The organism is uncultured Psychroserpens sp., from assembly GCF_947503375.1.
In the GTDB taxonomy this organism is placed as follows: domain Bacteria; phylum Bacteroidota; class Bacteroidia; order Flavobacteriales; family Flavobacteriaceae; genus Psychroserpens.
On the sequence record NZ_CANNDQ010000007.1, the window covers coordinates 159,698 to 176,355 of the forward strand.

The 16,658-nt window shown below is 33.5% G+C and carries 16 protein-coding genes; 10 read left to right on the forward strand and 6 right to left on the reverse strand.

Features of this window, described 5'->3' with window-relative positions:
• Positions 1–25 precede the first annotated feature (25 nt).
• Positions 26–1,651, forward strand: a complete 1,626-nt coding sequence (gene pruA / locus Q0876_RS13015) for an L-glutamate gamma-semialdehyde dehydrogenase (RefSeq protein ID WP_299228560.1) — start codon at positions 26–28, stop codon at positions 1,649–1,651.
• Between the two features lie 146 nt (positions 1,652–1,797).
• Positions 1,798–3,603: a T9SS type A sorting domain-containing protein gene (locus Q0876_RS13020; protein ID WP_299228562.1), complete on the forward strand. Its 1,806-nt coding sequence runs from the start codon at positions 1,798–1,800 to the stop codon at positions 3,601–3,603.
• A 79-nt stretch (positions 3,604–3,682) separates the two neighbouring features.
• Here the strand turns inward: Q0876_RS13020 and rsmG are convergent, their stop codons facing one another.
• Complete coding sequence (gene rsmG, locus Q0876_RS13025; RefSeq protein ID WP_299228564.1) at positions 3,683–4,312, reverse strand: 16S rRNA (guanine(527)-N(7))-methyltransferase RsmG; 630 nt, start codon at positions 4,310–4,312, stop codon at positions 3,683–3,685.
• Positions 4,313–4,456: 144 nt separating this feature from the next.
• On the opposite strand from rsmG, the gene Q0876_RS13030 reads away from it, so the two are divergent.
• The gene (locus tag Q0876_RS13030; RefSeq protein ID WP_299228565.1) at positions 4,457–5,557 is read left to right on the forward strand and encodes an acyl-CoA desaturase; all 1,101 of its coding nucleotides are present in this window, start codon (positions 4,457–4,459) and stop codon (positions 5,555–5,557) included.
• Between the two features lie 17 nt (positions 5,558–5,574).
• On the forward strand, positions 5,575–6,759 hold the full coding sequence (locus tag Q0876_RS13035) for a pyridoxal phosphate-dependent aminotransferase (RefSeq protein ID WP_299228567.1): 1,185 nt from the start codon (positions 5,575–5,577) through the stop codon (positions 6,757–6,759).
• 2 nt (positions 6,760–6,761) lie between these two features.
• On the opposite strand, the gene Q0876_RS13040 is transcribed toward Q0876_RS13035, so the two are convergent.
• The 5 genes from Q0876_RS13040 to trkA form a co-directional block, all read right to left on the reverse strand.
• Entirely contained in the window at positions 6,762–7,031 is a 270-nt protein-coding gene (locus tag Q0876_RS13040) for a hypothetical protein (RefSeq protein WP_299228569.1), read from the reverse strand.
• A 19-nt stretch (positions 7,032–7,050) separates the two neighbouring features.
• The gene (locus Q0876_RS13045) at positions 7,051–7,311 is read right to left on the reverse strand and encodes a hypothetical protein (RefSeq protein WP_299228571.1); all 261 of its coding nucleotides are present in this window, start codon (positions 7,309–7,311) and stop codon (positions 7,051–7,053) included.
• A gap of 174 nt (positions 7,312–7,485) precedes the next feature.
• Positions 7,486–7,737, reverse strand: coding sequence for a hypothetical protein (locus tag Q0876_RS13050; RefSeq protein WP_299228573.1), 252 nt, complete (start codon positions 7,735–7,737; stop codon positions 7,486–7,488).
• A 153-nt stretch (positions 7,738–7,890) separates the two neighbouring features.
• A complete protein-coding gene (locus Q0876_RS13055) occupies positions 7,891–9,384 on the reverse strand; it encodes a TrkH family potassium uptake protein (RefSeq protein WP_299228575.1) in 1,494 nt (497 codons plus the stop codon).
• 8 nt (positions 9,385–9,392) lie between these two features.
• Positions 9,393–10,745, reverse strand: coding sequence for a Trk system potassium transporter TrkA (trkA, locus tag Q0876_RS13060; RefSeq protein ID WP_299228577.1), 1,353 nt, complete (start codon positions 10,743–10,745; stop codon positions 9,393–9,395).
• A 134-nt stretch (positions 10,746–10,879) separates the two neighbouring features.
• On the opposite strand from trkA, the gene ubiE reads away from it, so the two are divergent.
• From ubiE to Q0876_RS13090, 6 genes are all read left to right on the forward strand, one after another.
• Complete coding sequence (gene ubiE, locus Q0876_RS13065; RefSeq protein ID WP_299228579.1) at positions 10,880–11,611, forward strand: bifunctional demethylmenaquinone methyltransferase/2-methoxy-6-polyprenyl-1,4-benzoquinol methylase UbiE; 732 nt, start codon at positions 10,880–10,882, stop codon at positions 11,609–11,611.
• A 32-nt stretch (positions 11,612–11,643) separates the two neighbouring features.
• Positions 11,644–12,357: a porin family protein gene (locus Q0876_RS13070; protein ID WP_299228580.1), complete on the forward strand. Its 714-nt coding sequence runs from the start codon at positions 11,644–11,646 to the stop codon at positions 12,355–12,357.
• A 184-nt stretch (positions 12,358–12,541) separates the two neighbouring features.
• Positions 12,542–13,891 carry a Na(+)-translocating NADH-quinone reductase subunit A gene (locus tag Q0876_RS13075; RefSeq protein WP_299228582.1) on the forward strand — a complete coding sequence of 450 codons (1,350 nt, stop codon included), beginning with the start codon at positions 12,542–12,544 and terminating at the stop codon, positions 13,889–13,891.
• On the forward strand, positions 13,891–15,180 hold the full coding sequence (locus Q0876_RS13080; protein WP_299228584.1) for an NADH:ubiquinone reductase (Na(+)-transporting) subunit B: 1,290 nt from the start codon (positions 13,891–13,893) through the stop codon (positions 15,178–15,180). Before Q0876_RS13075 ends, Q0876_RS13080 begins: the two co-directional genes overlap by 1 nt.
• Positions 15,181–15,182: 2 nt before the next feature.
• Positions 15,183–15,983 (forward strand): Na(+)-translocating NADH-quinone reductase subunit C, encoded by an 801-nt coding sequence (locus Q0876_RS13085; protein ID WP_299228586.1) that lies wholly within the window; start codon positions 15,183–15,185, stop codon positions 15,981–15,983.
• A gap of 1 nt (position 15,984) precedes the next feature.
• On the forward strand, positions 15,985–16,629 hold the full coding sequence (locus Q0876_RS13090; RefSeq protein WP_299228588.1) for an NADH:ubiquinone reductase (Na(+)-transporting) subunit D: 645 nt from the start codon (positions 15,985–15,987) through the stop codon (positions 16,627–16,629).
• Positions 16,630–16,658: the final 29 nt, after the last annotated feature.

Consider the following 16,658-nt stretch of genomic DNA (forward strand, 5'->3'; position numbering starts at 1 on the left):
ACCAAATTTTTAAACCAAAATTAGGATGGGAAAAGGTTTTTTCAACGTACCAATAGCTATTAATGAGCCAGTAAAATCTTATGCTCCTGGTACTCCAGAGCGTGATGCTGTTTTAGTAGCGTATAAAGAGATGTTCAACAGTAAAGTAGATGTACCGCTTTACATAAATGGTCAAGATATAGAAACAGGTCATACCAAAACTATGTCTGCACCTCATGATCATCAGCATGTTGTTGGTACTTATCATTTAGCTGAAAAGTCACATGTTGAACAAGCAATAAGTACTGCTTTAGAGGCTAGAAATAAATGGGCAAATTTGCCTTGGGAGCAGCGTGCAGGTATTTTTCTAAAGGCGGCCGAATTAATTGCTGGTCCTTACAGAGCAAAAATAAATGCAGCAACGATGATTGCGCAATCAAAAACAGTGCATCAAGCAGAGATAGATGCAGCCTGTGAACTGATAGATTTCTTACGTTTCAATGTGCAATTTATGACAGATATTTATCATGAACAGCCTGAAAGCACAAGTGATGCGTGGAACAGATTAGAATATCGACCACTTGAAGGGTTCACTTATGCAGTGACGCCTTTCAACTTTACTGCCATCTCTGGAAATCTTCCAGCTTGTATGGCAATGATGGGTAATGTTGTCGTTTGGAAACCTAGTGACAGCCAAGTTTATTCTGCTAAAGTGATTATGGACGTCTTCAAGGAGGCTGGAGTGCCAGCTGGAGTTATCAACGTGGTCTTTGGAGACCCAGCGATGATCACTGATACAGTTATGGATAGTCCAGATTTTTCAGGATTGCATTTCACTGGTTCTACATTTATTTTTAAAGAGCTTTGGAAAAAAATAGGAAATAATATCCATAACTATAAAACATATCCAAGAATCGTAGGTGAAACTGGAGGGAAAGATTTTATAATTGCTCATAGAACGGCTAACCCTAAGCAAGTAGCTACTGCTATTTCTAGAGGTGCTTTTGAATTTCAAGGTCAAAAATGTAGTGCAGCCTCACGTGCTTACATTCCTTCAAACCTTTGGGATGAAGTTAAAGATTATGTTATTGAAGATGTTAAGTCTTTCAAAATGGGTTCTCCTGAAGATTTAGATAATTTTATTACCGCTGTAATTCATGAAGGTTCGTTTGATAAATTGGCAAAATATATTGATCAAGCCAAAGCAGATAGTAATGCAGAAATTATTGTTGGAGGTAATTATGATAAGAGCAAGGGATACTTTATTGAGCCAACTGTGATTGTGACGAGTGACCCAAAATATACAACAATGTGTACTGAATTATTTGGTCCAGTAATTACCATATACGTTTATGATGAAGATCAGTATTCTCAAACGTTGAAGCTAGTTGATGAAACTAGCGAATATGCATTAACAGGTGCGGTTTTAGCTACTGATAGATATGCAATTGAAGAAGCTACAAAAGCATTACAAAATTGCGCAGGTAACTTTTACATTAACGATAAACCTACAGGTGCTGTAGTTGGACAACAACCATTTGGAGGTGCTAGAGCTTCTGGAACAAATGATAAAGCAGGTAGTGCTTTGAATTTATTGCGTTGGGTGTCACCAAGAATGATTAAAGAAACATTTGTTACGCCAACAGATTATCGTTATCCATTTTTAGGTTAAAAATTTCAATAATACGCATTTAGAAGGTCTTTAAAATAGTATTTTATAGACCTTTTTTTTACACTTTATCTTATAACTCTAAATATCACATTATTTACTTAATGAAACTTCGTATATTGTTACCACAAACTCTAAATCAATTCATTATGATAAAAAAATACATTTTATTTCTATTCGTATTGCCTTTAATTACTTACGCTCAAACTGTTGAGATCGAATCATCAATTGAGCCTGTATTAGATGCTTATGGAGAAACTAGCTTTTCAGGTTTAGGAGAATACGAAATATTTTTAGACACGAATACTGGAATATTGGATAAGCCAATTATAGTTGTTGATGGCTTTGATCCAGCAGATGGTAGAGATATTCCTGGGTTATATAGCTTATTGAGTTTTACCGGATCTATGGGAGCTCAAAATTTGGCAGATTTAGTAAGAGATGAAGGCTTTGATGTTGTGATTTTGAATTTCCCTCAATATTTAAGATTGTCTGATAATTCTTTATTGAATATAGATGCCGTTACTGATACTAATGGAGATATGATAATCGATGAAGCAGATTTTCCACTAGGTAGTACTTTAATTGATGGAGGTGCAGATTATATGGAGCGTAATGCAATGATCCTTGTCGATTTGATAAATACACTAAATGCTGATAAGGTTGGTGATGAAGAATTAGTCATTATTGGCCCTAGTATGGGAGGATTAATTTCTAGGTACGCATTAAACTATATGGAAAATCAAGCATTAGATCATCAAACAAGGCTTTGGATTTCTTTTGATGCACCACATCATGGCGCAAATGTTCCCTTAGGGTTTCAACACCAATTTAACTTTTTAGGATTTGGATTAGGTGATGGATTAAATGTTACACAACTTCAGCCAATTGTTAATGGCCTATTGAAGTCGCCTGCTGCCAGACAATTACTTGTAGATCATTTTGAATCTCACTTAGCTTCAGGTAGTGAAGTTGATTTTGATCCAGCTAAACTATTACCAGAGGCGCATCCATTCAAAGCTATTTTTGATGCTAGTATTAATGGCCTAACACCTACTGGTTTTCCGCAAAACACTAGAAATGTTTCTATTATTAATGGAAGTGGTATAGGTGCTCCTTATCAAGCAATAAATGGAGACAACATTGAACCAAGCTTTAGCGCTTTATTGCTTCAAGACCTTCCATTACCTGATGCAGGACCAGTAACAAATATTACAGCAGATATTACGGTAAAGCTTACACCTTTTGCAGATCAACAAGATGTCATTAGTGATATTTCTGTGGCAGGTTTTCTTTTTGGTTTCCCGGCGCCTTTAATAAATGTGGAAGTTAATGCTGAATCACCTTTATTTTCTAACGGAGTAGATGCTGCCTCAGGCGGCCTATTTAATCTAGGCGCTTTTACAAATGATTTAGGGACAGACCCATTGGTATTGGGTTTTATTGATGCGTTAAAAATTGATAGGTTCAATTTTATACCTTCTGTAAGTGGTATGGCTCTTGAGATTACAGCTAACAATGAAATTAATTGGTTTCATGATATTGATCTTGGTGATCCTGGAAGTACTGGAGATGTTCTAAATAGCACACCTTTTGTTAATTGGTATATGCCAGATGGTAATGAAGATCATGTTCAGTTAACAGAACAAAATGTTGCATTTGCTTTAACAGAAATAATGCCAGAAACATTATCAAACACAGCTTTTGAAAATGAAAATACGCTTAAGATCGAAAAAAACCCTATCCTTAATGAATTAGTTGTTCTTACAGCATCTCCTATTGAAGAGGCAACTATTCTACTTGTGGATATTACTGGAAAAATAGTGTATAATAGAGATTTTGATTCGCTCAATAGTAGAACTGTAATCCCTTTAAATTTAGATTCTGGATTATATGTATTACATATTACAACTAAAGGTAATTTGAACTATAGAACTAAACTGGTAGTGAAATAGGTTATAACTAAAATGTAAAAGCCGAGCAAGAAATTGTTCGGCTTTTACATTAATACTTAAGATTAATTATAATCTGAGGTTATCCTTTGTACTTTATTGGTAAATGAACAACCTTTTTAGTGTCAAAGAACGATTCTTTAAAATAATCATTCAAATTATAAATTTTAGCCGTTCTGTAAGTTTGTAATTCTTCAGTTAAATCTCCACCTTTTAAATAGAGAATACCATTTTTAAGATCATGCTTTTGTTCTTTAGCAATCTTTCCTTTCACCCAATGTACAAAAGTTGGCATAGCAGCAACAGCTCTACTTACAATAAAATCGAATTGTTCGTTAATATTTTCAACCCTTTCATGAGATGTTTTCACATTATTGAGTTGTAAACCTTCTGTGACTTCATTTACGACTTTAATTTTTTTTGCAATACTATCAACAAGATGAAATTGAGTTTCAGGATATAAAACAGCTAAAGGAATTCCTGGAAACCCTCCACCTGTACCAACATCTAATACCTTGGTATTTGGTAGAAATGATATGACCTTTGCAATACCGAGTGAATGCAGTACATGACGAAGGTATAACTCATCTATATCTTTACGTGATACTACATTTATTTTTAAGTTCCAATCTTTGTAGAGATCTTCTAATGATCTGAACTGCTGCAGCTGCGTATCAGTTAAATTTGGAAAATACTGTTGTATAAGTTGCATGGTTTGGAATTTTCAACAAAAGTATGCAATTTTATGTGGATATTTTTACGATATTCTTAGCATTATGGCAGCATTAATTATTTATATTTGCCACTTTATACGATAGCTAATGGTTTTACGTTAGTACTAAAAAATGCTTAAATTATGACAAAGCAAACCTTATCTTTCTCAAGAACAGACTCTGCAAAATTTTTCAGAACACTTAATAAGCGCGTTAATGATTATTTTAAAGAAAATAATATTAAACGTACAGGTAATTGGAAAATTTGGGTTAAGACTATTGTGATGTTCACCATGTTCTTACTACCTTATTTTTTAATTTTAACACTTGAGATTCCTGGTTGGTTACAGCTGTTGCTTACAGTTGTAATGGGAGTTGGTATGGCCGGAGTTGGTATGAATGTTATGCATGATGGTAACCATGGTTCATATTCAAACAAAGAATGGATTAATCGATTAATGGGAAGTAGTATATACATCCTTGCAGGTAATGTGTATAATTGGAAAGTACAGCATAATGTACTTCATCACACATATACCAATATACATGGTCATGATGAAGATTTAGAAGCTGGACGTATATTGCGTTTTTCTAAACATGCAGAGTGGCATAAACATCATAAGTTTCAACATTATTATTCAATCTTACTTTATGGGCTACTTACTATTAATTGGGCTATTACAACAGATTGGCAGCAAATGAAGCGTTACATGAAACGCAAGTTATCCTATGGTAAATTACCAAACCCTGTAGTTAACTGGAGTAAACTAGTAATATCTAAATTAATTTATGTTGCTATTTGGATAGTAGTACCTATGCTTGTATTAGATATTGCATGGTGGAAAATTTTATTAGGCTTTTTTATCATGCATTATGTAGCAGGATTAATTCTTAGTATTGTTTTTCAGCTTGCGCATGTTATGGACGAAGCAGAAATGCCTCTGCCTGAAAAGAATGGTACAATGAAGAATACTTGGGCCATTCACCAGTTAAAAACTACAGTCAACTTTGGTGCTAAAAGTAAGATCATCAATTGGTATACTGGTGGCTTGAACCATCAGGTTGAACATCATATCTTTCCACATATTAGTCATGTGCACTATGGTAAAATATCTAAAATAGTTAGAGAGACTGCGAAAGAGTTTAATTTGCCTTATAAAGAATACGAAACTACTAGAAAAGCAATCATTGCCCATTTCAAATTTTTGAGAGATATGGGTAGAAAACCTGCACTACAAGTGTAATCAATTAACTTATTTAAATGAGTTTACTTTCAGAAAGAGTGTTAAATATGTCTACTTCTGCTACTTTAGCTATGGCAGCTAAAGCTAGAGAATTAAAGGCAGAAGGAAAGGATATTATTGGACTAAGTCTAGGTGAGCCTGATTTTAATACTCCAGATTTTATAAAAGAGGCTGCAAAGCAAGCTATAGATGATAATTTTAATTCGTACACACCTGTTGATGGATATGTAGAGTTGAAAGAAGCTATTATCACCAAGTTTAAAAGAGATAACAACCTTAATTATGAATTGCCTCAAATTGTTGTGTCAACAGGTGCTAAGCAAGCATTAGCAAATGTGGCTGCAGTAATATTAAATGAAGGAGATGAAGTGATTTTACCTTGTCCATATTGGGTGAGCTATAGTGATATTGTTAAAGTAAATCAAGGCATTCCTGTTGAGGTAAAAACATCAATAGAAAATGATTTTAAACTCACACCAGAACAACTTGAGGCTGCTATTACGCCTAAGACTAAGATGATTTGGTATAGCTCTCCTTGTAATCCTAGTGGTTCAGTATATAGTAAAGAAGAATTAAGAGGATTAGCCGATGTATTACAAAAGTATCCAAACATTATCGTTGTTTCCGATGAGATCTATGAGCATATTAATTTTGTAGGAGGTCATGCTAGTATGGCTCAATTTGATGATATGTATAATAGAACAGTAACTGTAAATGGTGTATCAAAAGCATTTGCAATGACTGGTTGGAGAATAGGTTATATAGGAGCTCCTGCAGAAATAGCAAGAGCTTGTAATAAAATGCAAGGACAAGTGACTAGCGGAGCAAATTGTATAGCACAACGTGCTGTTATCACTGCTCTAAATGCTTCGCCATCTCGAGTGAAGTACATGATTGATGAGTTTGAAGTTAGACGAGAACTTATCTTAAGATTACTAAATGATATTGATGGATTTAAAACCAATAAGCCAGAAGGAGCTTTTTATGTGTTCCCTGATATATCATATTACTTTGGAAAGACTATAAAAGGAGTAACTATAAAAAATGCTACTGACTTCTCATTGTTTTTATTAGAACAGGCAAATGTAGCTACGGTTACAGGTGAAGCTTTTGGAAATCCTAATTGTATTAGAATATCTTATGCTGCGTCACAAGAGCAAATTACTGAGGCTATAAAACGAATTAAAGTAGTGGTTAGTTAGGATTAGACAATGTTGAAATATTGTATTACCAATATACTTCCACTGAAAAATAGGATAAATAACATCGTGAGGATGATTAGAGTTCTTTTATTGTCTTTTTTTATTTTTGTTCTTATTTGTTTTAATAATTGAGGATTTCCTTCAGGAAAATCAAACTCAACTTTTTTCTTTCTTCCATAACCTCCAAGCGTCTTTTTAAACCTAGAGGTTTTATCTAGTGTTATACTTTTATTGCTTTTTAATGAGCTTATCATTGATTCTCCTAGAGGCATAAAATGAAGTTTGAAATATTTAAATAATTATAAATATAATTAATATAGCTATGATGATAAAAATAAAAATAGAGACTATGCGTTCTGATTTTTGGTTTTTAACCATATCTAATTTAATTTTAGTCATAACCTCTGGAGTTGCTTCTGGAAAGTCATAAACAGGCTTCTCACTTCTATGGTTATTGAGGCTATTCTTGCTAAATGGCCTGCGTTGTTTGCGTCTTCTATTATTATTCTTCAAAGACGTTAATGCATGCATCATTGATCCTTCTCCTCCCATAATTGTTTTTTTTATTCTGAAATGCTTCAGATATTTTTAAGTAATGAATTGAATATATAATACTTGCCGAAATAGAAACAGTTAATCGATAAAGTATTAATTCTACGTATAAAAGATAATTTCGAGTGAGAACTCTTTTATGTATCAGTTAAAAGGGCAATTTGCTATGTTACGCTATAAGATAACTGCTAAAGCAATTATAAAAACAGACACTTTCAAAAGGGTTTCGATACTTGAGGTAAAGCTAAGCTGTCTGCTTTTTATACGTTGTTTAATACCAAATATAGAAGTTGAATTTGTGTTGCGTAAATTGCATCTTACAACGTTTTTATAGTTTGAATTCAATAGTCCTTCAGGTCTTACAAATTCGCATTTTAATCTACGTTCGGGTAATGGTTCTAAATCTTGTGATAATACTAATTCCATGATTGGTTATTTTTAATGGTTATACAAATATGACGCACAATCAAATAAAATGTTACAATTGTAATTGTAATTAAACCATTAATAATCAACACTTAAATTTCAATATCACCTATAAATACTGATAGTTTATTAACTTAGATTTTTCAAAAAAAATTATCTATTTCTCCAGAAAAAAGGTGTTAATAATATTAATACGGTAAAGAGTTCAAGACGGCCAATAAGCATTAAAAAAGAAGACCACCATTTTGCTAATGGAGGAAGTGCACTGTAATTATTTACAGGGCCAAAATCACCTAAAGCAGGACCAACATTACCTAGACTAGAAGCAGATAAACCTATGGCAGACTCAAAATCGATTTGAAACATTGAGAATCCTAATGCGCCCACTATAAACGATAGCATATACAATATGAAGAATCCTAAAATATTGAATACAATATCTCCAGGAATAGACCTTTTGTTATATCTAACAGGTAGAATTGCGTTAGGGTGTAGTGCACGTTTAAATTCTAAAAAACCATTTTTAATCATGATCATATGCCTTACTACTTTTACGCCACCAGAAGTGCTGCCTGCAGAACCACCTAAAAACATCAATCCGAAAAAGAAAACAACTAGAAAAGGCGTCCATAAGGTATAGTTTGCTGTCACAAAACCAGTAGTAGTTATAATTGCTAAGACTTGAAATAAAGCATGTCTGAATGAAGCTTCTGCCTCTCCCCAGACCATTGGATGTTCTATTGATGAGATTGAAAAATCTGCTCTCAAATATATGATAAGCGTAGCAATTATTGTAAAAATGGCAATGAACCTAAAATAAAGTTTGAATTCATCATCTCTTAAAACCTTCTGCACTCTACCTTTAAAAGCAAAATAACTCAAAATGAAATTTGTTCCTGCTAAAAACATAAACAAAATAATGATATATTGAATGATAGGCTGTCCATTCCAATAGGCAATACTTGCATTTTTTGTAGAAAAACCTCCAGTAGACAACGTACATAATGAATGGTTTATGGCATCAAAAAACGACATACCTGCTACTTGAAGTAAAATGGTTTCGGCTGCAGTATAGCCAAAGTAGATGAGCCATAATCGTTTTGCTGTATCAGTAATTCTAGGATGTAATTTATCAGCATTTGGCCCTGGAGCTTCCGCCGCAAATAACTGCATTCCGCCAATACCAAGTAACGGTAGTATAGCTATGGCTAAAACGATGATTCCCATACCGCCAATCCAATGAGTAAGGCTTCTCCAAAATAGAACACCTTCAGGTAATGCCTCTATATCATTTAAGATCGAAGCACCAGTAGTAGTGTATCCAGACATGGTTTCAAAAAAGGCATTTGTAAAATTTGGAATTGAACCAGTCAACACATAAGGGATTGTTCCGGTCAATGCCATAACGATCCATCCAAATGCTACTACAATGTAACCTTCACGTTTATTTAATTCTTTTTTGTGGTTTTTTGTTGTAAGCATTATCAAACCACCAGCGATAACTACAAATAATCCCGATAATAAAAGTTGAAACGTAACACCATCATTATAAACGTAACTCATTATAGCTGATAACAGCATAAACCCACCATTAAATAATAATAGTAGACCAAAAAAATGAAAAATAATCTTATAGTTGAGTTTCATTTTATTGCTTAAAAGAAAAACGATTCGACTTTTGTAATCGATCTAGGTAAACAACAAACCACAACTTTGTCGCCTACTTCTATTTGAAAATCACCTAAAGGGATGGTGCCTTTTTCATTTCTAATGACACCTCCAATAATTGCAGATCTAGGAAAATCTAAATCTTTGATACGTTTTTTCGTGATCTTAGAATTTGAAGAATTTACTTCAAATTCTAAGAGTTCAGCATTCATATTGCTTAATTTGGTCATGGCTACAACTTCACCTTTTCTAATATATCTAAAGATGTTATTTGCAGCAAGAAGCTTTTTGTTAATAAGTGTATCAATACCGATAGATTGTGATAATTGATAGTAATCCATGTTTTCAACCAAGGCAATGGTTTTTTTTACCCCTTTAGATTTAGCAACAAGACAAGACATGATGTTGGTTTCTGCATTTCCTGTTACAGAAATAAAAGCATCCATTTCGGTAATACTTTCTTCTTCTAAAAGTTCTACGTTTCTTCCGTCACCATTAATTACCATGGCATTAGGCAGTTCGTCTGCTAGTTCAAATGCTGTGTCCTTGTTTTTTTCAATGATCTTAACGTTGAATTTGCTTTCGCAGAGATCTCTCGTGGTTTTGTAGCCAATTTTACTGCCACCGAGAATCATAACATTTTTAACTTCAGTCTTTACACGTCCAGAAAGTGCAAAAAGTTCATCATCACCACCTTTAGAGGTCATGAAAACGACTTTGTCACCTTCTTTAAATTGTGTGTCTCCTCTAGGTATTATAGTGTATTGAGTTCCAAAGCGTTGAATTGCTATTGGTAAAAAGTGTAATTCTGGGAATACTTGAGCAGCCTCTTTTACTGTTTTGCCAACAAAGGAAGCAGTTCTCGAAAGCCGTAAACTTAACATGGTTAATGCACCATCTTCAAACTCATAAGTATCGTTAAAGCCATATTGATTGAGTAGTAATTCTATTTCTGAAGCAGCTAAAGACTCAGGAGAAATTAATTCGTCAATACCAAACTTTGTAAACCCTACATCGTCTTTATTGTCAATAAATTCAGCATTTGAAATCCTAGCAATGGTACGTTTAGCACCTAATTGCTTGGCTAAAACACAGGCAGTAATATTTGTAGTTTCTGAAGAAGTAACAGCAATAAATAATTCTGATGTGTTGATTCTAGCTTCCTTTAAAATAGCAATAGAAGTAACATCACCTTTAATAACCCTTATATCTAAGTGGTCATTTGCGTAGGTTAAATTATCTTTGTTAATGTCAATAAGCGTGATTTCTTGAGATTCATAAGACAATAGTTTTGCCAAATGAAATCCGACCTCTCCTGCTCCTGCAATGATTATTTTCATTAAGTAAGTTTTGATGAAAAAACATACAAATATACTACAATATTATCTGAATTACATTGGATAGAGTTGGATTATAATTCATTAGGGAATTTTTTAAAGCTAACAGATAGTTGCATATATTTGCAAAAAAATTGATGGCATCTAAAGTAACACCATATAAAGATAGTAATCTGAATAAAAAGAAACAGGTTACGCAAATGTTTGACAATATATCAAAAGAATATGACGGTTTAAATCGAGTGATTTCTTTTGGGATTGATGTTAAATGGCGAAACAAAGTTGTTGATATCATTGCTAAAGCCAATCCTAAAACCATTTTAGATATAGCTACAGGTACTGGAGATCTTGCTATTAGTTTGGCAAAAACCAAGGCAGAAAAAATTATTGGTTTAGATATAAGTGATGGCATGCTTGAAGTTGGTCGTAAAAAAATTGACACAAAAAATCTTCAAGATAGAATTAGTATGGTAATTGGTGATTCTGAAAATCTGCCTTTTGACGATAATTCTTTTGACGCCATTACTGTAGCATTTGGTGTGAGAAATTTCGAAACTCTTGAAAAAGGTCTCGCTGAGATATACAGAGTGCTTAAACCAAAAGGTGTTTTTGTAATACTAGAAACTTCTGTGCCTACTAAAACACCATATAAACAAGGTTACGGTTTTTATACTAAATATATTTTACCTACTATTGGTAAAATGTTTTCTAAAGATCAATCGGCTTATTCCTATTTGTGTGAATCGGCTTCCGTTTTTCCTTTTGGTGAGGCATTAAACAATATTTTACGTAAAATTGGGTTTATTAACGTTGAAGATAAACCTCAAACTTTTGGTGTAGCAACTATATATTCTGCATCTAAAGATTAACATTGAGATTTAATAGGGATTAATGTAAATTTATGAAGAGAGTATTTGTAATCTTAATTTTACTAATTGCATCGCAAACTGTTTCTGCACAACTTTTTAGTAAAGAAAAAATAAAGAATAACGAGAATTTTGATAAGGCCTTATTGTCTTGGGGATTCTTTCTCGGTCTTAATAATTACGACTATCAATTTAATTACGAAGAAGACCTTGAGGATATTCTTGTAGAAACTAATGTAGGTTTTAGTGTTGGTCTTGTTTCTAATTTACGTATTAATGAACATTTAGATCTCAGATTTGAACCTGGATTGTACATAACGCAACGAAATATTCAGTATGATCCAAGTTACTTTAATGGTTTAGAATTTAACGATTCAGATTTACTTCGAGAAGTAAAATCAACATATGTGCATTTTCCATTATTATTAAAAATTTCAACTAAACGGTTAAACAATTTCAAGCCTTTTATTGTTGGCGGTATTTCAACATCACTAAACTTATCAAGTAATGAAGAAAATCCAGACGATAATAGTGTTGGTCAATTTAGAACCAAAAAAAATGTTCTTTTTTATGAATTAGGGTTTGGTATTGATTTTTATAATCAATGGTTTAAGTTTACGCCATCAATTCGTGGTATTTTTGCCCTCAATGATGAAATTGTAAGAGACGTAGATCCAAATAGCCCATGGACAAGTAACGTTACTTCAATGAAAACTAGAGGTGTCTTCTTGAATTTTACATTTCAGTAAAATATGGTCATTAGTGTCTTTCAAATCTTTAACGATTAACTGTTTTTTAGTAGCTATTAAACAGCTTACTTTGATTTATTTAGAATCAATACAAATAATAAACTTCAAGAATATACTGTTTTATTACTCAATAAATTCGTAAATTTGCACGGATTTTTAGACAACTAATTTCAATATAAAGCGTATGTCAAAAGACATTAAAATTAAAAAAGGTCTAGATATAAAACTTGTAGGCGAGGCTGAAAAAACAGTAGAACAAGCCATTATAAGTAATTTCTACACGATAAGGCCTGAAGATTTTCACAGCGTTATTCCAAAACTTATTGCTAAAGAAGGCACTACCTTACAAGCAGGAGACGTTATTTTTTATGATAAGTCAAATGAGGATATAAAGTTCGTTTCTCCAGTTTCTGGAACTGTGGTTGAAGTATTAAGAGGTCCTAAGCGACGAATTGATGCTATCAAAATTCAAGCAGATAAGACACAATCTTTTAAGGATTTTGGGAAATTTAATGCCAATTCTGATGCAGCAACTATTAAAGCGCATTTACTAGCTACAGGTTGTTGGTCATTCATCAAGCAAAGACCTTATGATGTTATTGCCAACCCAGAGAAATCACCCAAGGCGATTTTTATTTCTGGTTGTGCAACGGCACCTCTTGCAGCTGATCTTGATTTTGTATTACAAGGGAAAGAAGCAGAGTTACAAACTGCTGTTTCTGCTCTAGCTAAACTAACAGAAGGCCAAGTACACATTGGTGTAAAATCTAGCAACTCTCCCTTAGCTGGAATGAGTGATGCTACAATCCATAATGTTTTTGGCCCACATCCTGCAGGGAATGTTGGTACACAAATCAATAGAATTGACCCTGTGAATAAAGGTGAAGTGGTTTGGACAGTAAACGCTCAAGATTTAGTTATTATCGGCGAATTATTGATGACTGGTAAATTCAATCCTGAACGTGTTATAGCCTTAGCTGGTTCTTCGGTTAAAAAACCAAGATACTTTAAAACTAAAATTGGTAGTGAAGTAGCTACAATGATATACGATAACGGGGTAGAGAAAGACGGAAATGATAGAATAATATCAGGAAACGTTTTATCAGGTAAACATATAAAACCCGATGGGAGTTTAGGTTATTACGATAACGTGATTACTGTTATTCCTGAAGGTGATGATTATGAGTTTTTCGGTTGGAATAAGCCTATCTTTAATAAAATATCCACATCTAGAGCGTTGACATTTTCATGGTTGAATTCGAAAAAGAAATACGATCTAAATACTAATACAAATGGCGAACATCGTGCTTTTGTAACCACAGGAACATATGAACAAGTATTTCCATTAGATATATATCCAATGCAAATCTTGAAAGCTTGTATGTACCAAGATTTAGATGAAATGGAAGCTTTGGGGATGTATGAAGTAGCACCAGAAGATTTCGCATTGACCGAATTTGTTTGTGTGTCTAAACAACCACATCAAGAAATTATAAGAAAAGGATTAGACTTAATGCTTAAAGAGATAGGATAATGGGTTTAAAAAGTAATTTACATAATTTAAAAGAAAAGTATAAAGGGAAAAAAATGGCGCCTGCATTTAACGCACTCCATACCTTTTTATATTTACCTAATGAGACTACACATAACGGTACTCATATCAAAGCCGCCGATGATTTAAAACGTACGATGAATACGGTAATTATGGCTTTAGTTCCTTGTTTGATTTTTGGAATGTTTAATGCTGGATACCAACATTATTTAGCTCTGGGAGAAATTGAAGCTTCTAATGGATTCTTAGGTTCTACCTTTTGGACTTTAGATAATTTAGTAGTTGGGCTTTGGCAAGTTTTACCATTAGTAGTGGTGTCTTATGGTGTCGGGTTAGCAGTAGAATTCCTTTTTGCAGTAATTAAAGGCCATGAAGTAGAAGAAGGGTACTTGGTTACAGGAATGTTAGTTCCATTGATTGTTCCAGTAGATATCCCTTTATGGATGTTGGCTGTTGCTGTAGTTTTTGGCGTTGTCATCGGTAAAGAAGTGTTTGGTGGTACAGGGATGAATATTTTAAATCCAGCTTTAACTATTAGAGCATTTTTATTCTTTGCTTATCCAACTTGGATGTCTGGTGATAAAGTTTGGGTTCATGGTGCTGTAGAACGCGATCAAATGATAGCTTCAGGTCAAAATCTTGATGCCATTTCTGGAGAAACACTATTAGGATATTATGCCAAGTCTGGTCAAGAATTGACTTTAGCAGGATCAAATGGTGCTGCAGATGTAGTCACAACTTATGGTGATCGTGCTTCAGAATTATATTCAATATGGGATATGTTTTGGGGATTGATCCCAGGATCAGTAGGAGAAACTTCAAAATTCTTGATTATCATTGGTGCTTTATTTTTAATTTTCACAAAAGTTGGTAGCTGGAGAATTATTTTATCCACACTTATTGGAGCACTAGTAATGGGCTTGATATTTAATGGTGTTGTTGATGCTGGGTGGATTGGAGAATCCAGCAAGTTCTACGGCTTAATGAGTGTTCCATTCTGGCAACATTTAATTATAGGAAGTATTTTATTTGGTGCCGTATATATGGCAACAGACCCAGTTACTGCTTCACAAACGAATAAAGGCAAATGGATCTATGGTTTCTTGATTGGATTTATTTCAATTATGATACGTGTATTCAATCCAGCTTATCCTGAAGGTGTGTTCTTAGCTATACTATTAATGAATGTGTTCGCACCTACTATCGATCACTATGTGGTTCAAGGAAATGTTAAACGTCGTATGAAACGTCTAAAAGTTAAAACTGCTTAACGATGGAAAAGAGAACAGATAAAAATTCGTATACAATAATTTTTGCCATTGGTATGGTGTTGGTTGTAGGCTCCTTATTAGCCTATCTAGCATCATCTTTAAAGCCGAGAATTAGTGAAAATCAGCGTTTAGAAAAACAACAAAATATTCTTTACGCTATGGGTATCAATGATAATGATGAGACTAGTGCAGTATTTATTTCAACAGATAAAGCACCAGAAGCATTCGCTTCTAATGTTAAAGATCAATTGGTAATTACCGTTGACGCTAGTGGTAAAGTTGTTAAGAAACAAACAAGAGATGAGTATTTTCAAGAGACCAAACAAGAGCCTTATCTTATTGATGTTAAGAAGCAACAAGCTAGTGCTAAAAATGGTGGAGAAAGAAAATTACCATTATTTGTTGGTGAAAATAAAGAAGGTAAAAAAGTTTATGTGGCACCAATATATGGTAAAGGTCTTTGGGATGCCATTTGGGGATATGTAGCTATGGATGAAAATATGGTAGTTCAAGGTGCCTATTTTGATCATAAAGGGGAAACACCTGGTTTAGGCGCAAATATCAAACAACGTTACTTTATGGATGATTTTTACGGAGAGCACTTGCTTACTTCAAATGGAGCTTTTAAAGGTATCACAGTTGCTAAAGGTAATGCAGACCCAAAGAATAATGATAAAACAGATAATGAAGTAGATGCAATAGCTGGAGCTACTATTACTGGAGACGGTGTCTCTGCTATGATTAAAAAAGACTTGAAACTGTATAAGCCTTATTTTGATAATTTAAAAACACAAATGAATTAATATGGGACTACTTTCAAAAAAAGACGCCGCTTTAATTAAAGATCCTTTAACTGATAATAATCCCATTACTATTCAGGTATTAGGTATCTGTTCTGCTTTAGCAATTACTGCAGAATTAGAAGCATCAATTGTAATGTCTATATCAGTACTGTTTGTAATGGGTGTAGGTAATGTTGTGATTTCTTTGATGCGTAACATTATTCCGTCAAAAATTAGAATTATAGCACAGCTCATAGTAGTTGCTACTTTAGTAATTATTGTTGATTTAGTTCTTAAAGCTTTCGCTTACGAATTAAGTAAAACACTTTCGGTATTTGTTGGACTAATTATTACGAACTGTATTATTATGGGTCGTTTTGAAGCTTTCGCTTTAGGAAATGGACCATGGCGATCATTTTTAGATGGTATTGGTAATGCATTAGGATATGCGGTGATATTGATAATTGTTGGATTCTTCAGAGAATTACTTGGTTCAGGAACTTTATTAGGGATTCCTGTATTAGGAGATCCAATTGAGAAAACAGGATTGTATTCTATTGGTTATGAAAACAACGGATTCATGTTATTGTCGCCAATGGCATTAATTGTCGTAGGTATTATTATTTGGATACAACGTACAAGAAATAAAGATTTAGTAGAAGATTAAAAATAAGTGTTATTCTGAAATAGATTTCA

What these genes read in the sequence shown, in the direction of transcription:
- rsmG (WP_299228564.1), bottom strand. Translation starts at nt 4,312, where the DNA reads ATGCAACTTATACAACAGTATTTTCCAAATTTAACTGATACGCAGCTG.
- Q0876_RS13075 (WP_299228582.1), top strand. Translation starts at nt 12,542, where the DNA reads ATGTCAAAAGACATTAAAATTAAAAAAGGTCTAGATATAAAACTTGTA.
- Q0876_RS13090 (WP_299228588.1), top strand. Translation starts at nt 15,985, where the DNA reads ATGGGACTACTTTCAAAAAAAGACGCCGCTTTAATTAAAGATCCTTTA.
- Q0876_RS13020 (WP_299228562.1), top strand. Translation starts at nt 1,798, where the DNA reads ATGATAAAAAAATACATTTTATTTCTATTCGTATTGCCTTTAATTACT.
- pruA (WP_299228560.1), top strand. Translation starts at nt 26, where the DNA reads ATGGGAAAAGGTTTTTTCAACGTACCAATAGCTATTAATGAGCCAGTA.
- Q0876_RS13035 (WP_299228567.1), top strand. Translation starts at nt 5,575, where the DNA reads ATGAGTTTACTTTCAGAAAGAGTGTTAAATATGTCTACTTCTGCTACT.
- Q0876_RS13080 (WP_299228584.1), top strand. Translation starts at nt 13,891, where the DNA reads ATGGGTTTAAAAAGTAATTTACATAATTTAAAAGAAAAGTATAAAGGG.
- Q0876_RS13040 (WP_299228569.1), bottom strand. Translation starts at nt 7,031, where the DNA reads ATGCCTCTAGGAGAATCAATGATAAGCTCATTAAAAAGCAATAAAAGT.
- Q0876_RS13070 (WP_299228580.1), top strand. Translation starts at nt 11,644, where the DNA reads ATGAAGAGAGTATTTGTAATCTTAATTTTACTAATTGCATCGCAAACT.
- Q0876_RS13050 (WP_299228573.1), bottom strand. Translation starts at nt 7,737, where the DNA reads ATGGAATTAGTATTATCACAAGATTTAGAACCATTACCCGAACGTAGA.
- trkA (WP_299228577.1), bottom strand. Translation starts at nt 10,745, where the DNA reads ATGAAAATAATCATTGCAGGAGCAGGAGAGGTCGGATTTCATTTGGCA.
- Q0876_RS13045 (WP_299228571.1), bottom strand. Translation starts at nt 7,311, where the DNA reads ATGGGAGGAGAAGGATCAATGATGCATGCATTAACGTCTTTGAAGAAT.
- Q0876_RS13085 (WP_299228586.1), top strand. Translation starts at nt 15,183, where the DNA reads ATGGAAAAGAGAACAGATAAAAATTCGTATACAATAATTTTTGCCATT.
- Q0876_RS13030 (WP_299228565.1), top strand. Translation starts at nt 4,457, where the DNA reads ATGACAAAGCAAACCTTATCTTTCTCAAGAACAGACTCTGCAAAATTT.
- ubiE (WP_299228579.1), top strand. Translation starts at nt 10,880, where the DNA reads ATGGCATCTAAAGTAACACCATATAAAGATAGTAATCTGAATAAAAAG.
- Q0876_RS13055 (WP_299228575.1), bottom strand. Translation starts at nt 9,384, where the DNA reads ATGAAACTCAACTATAAGATTATTTTTCATTTTTTTGGTCTACTATTA.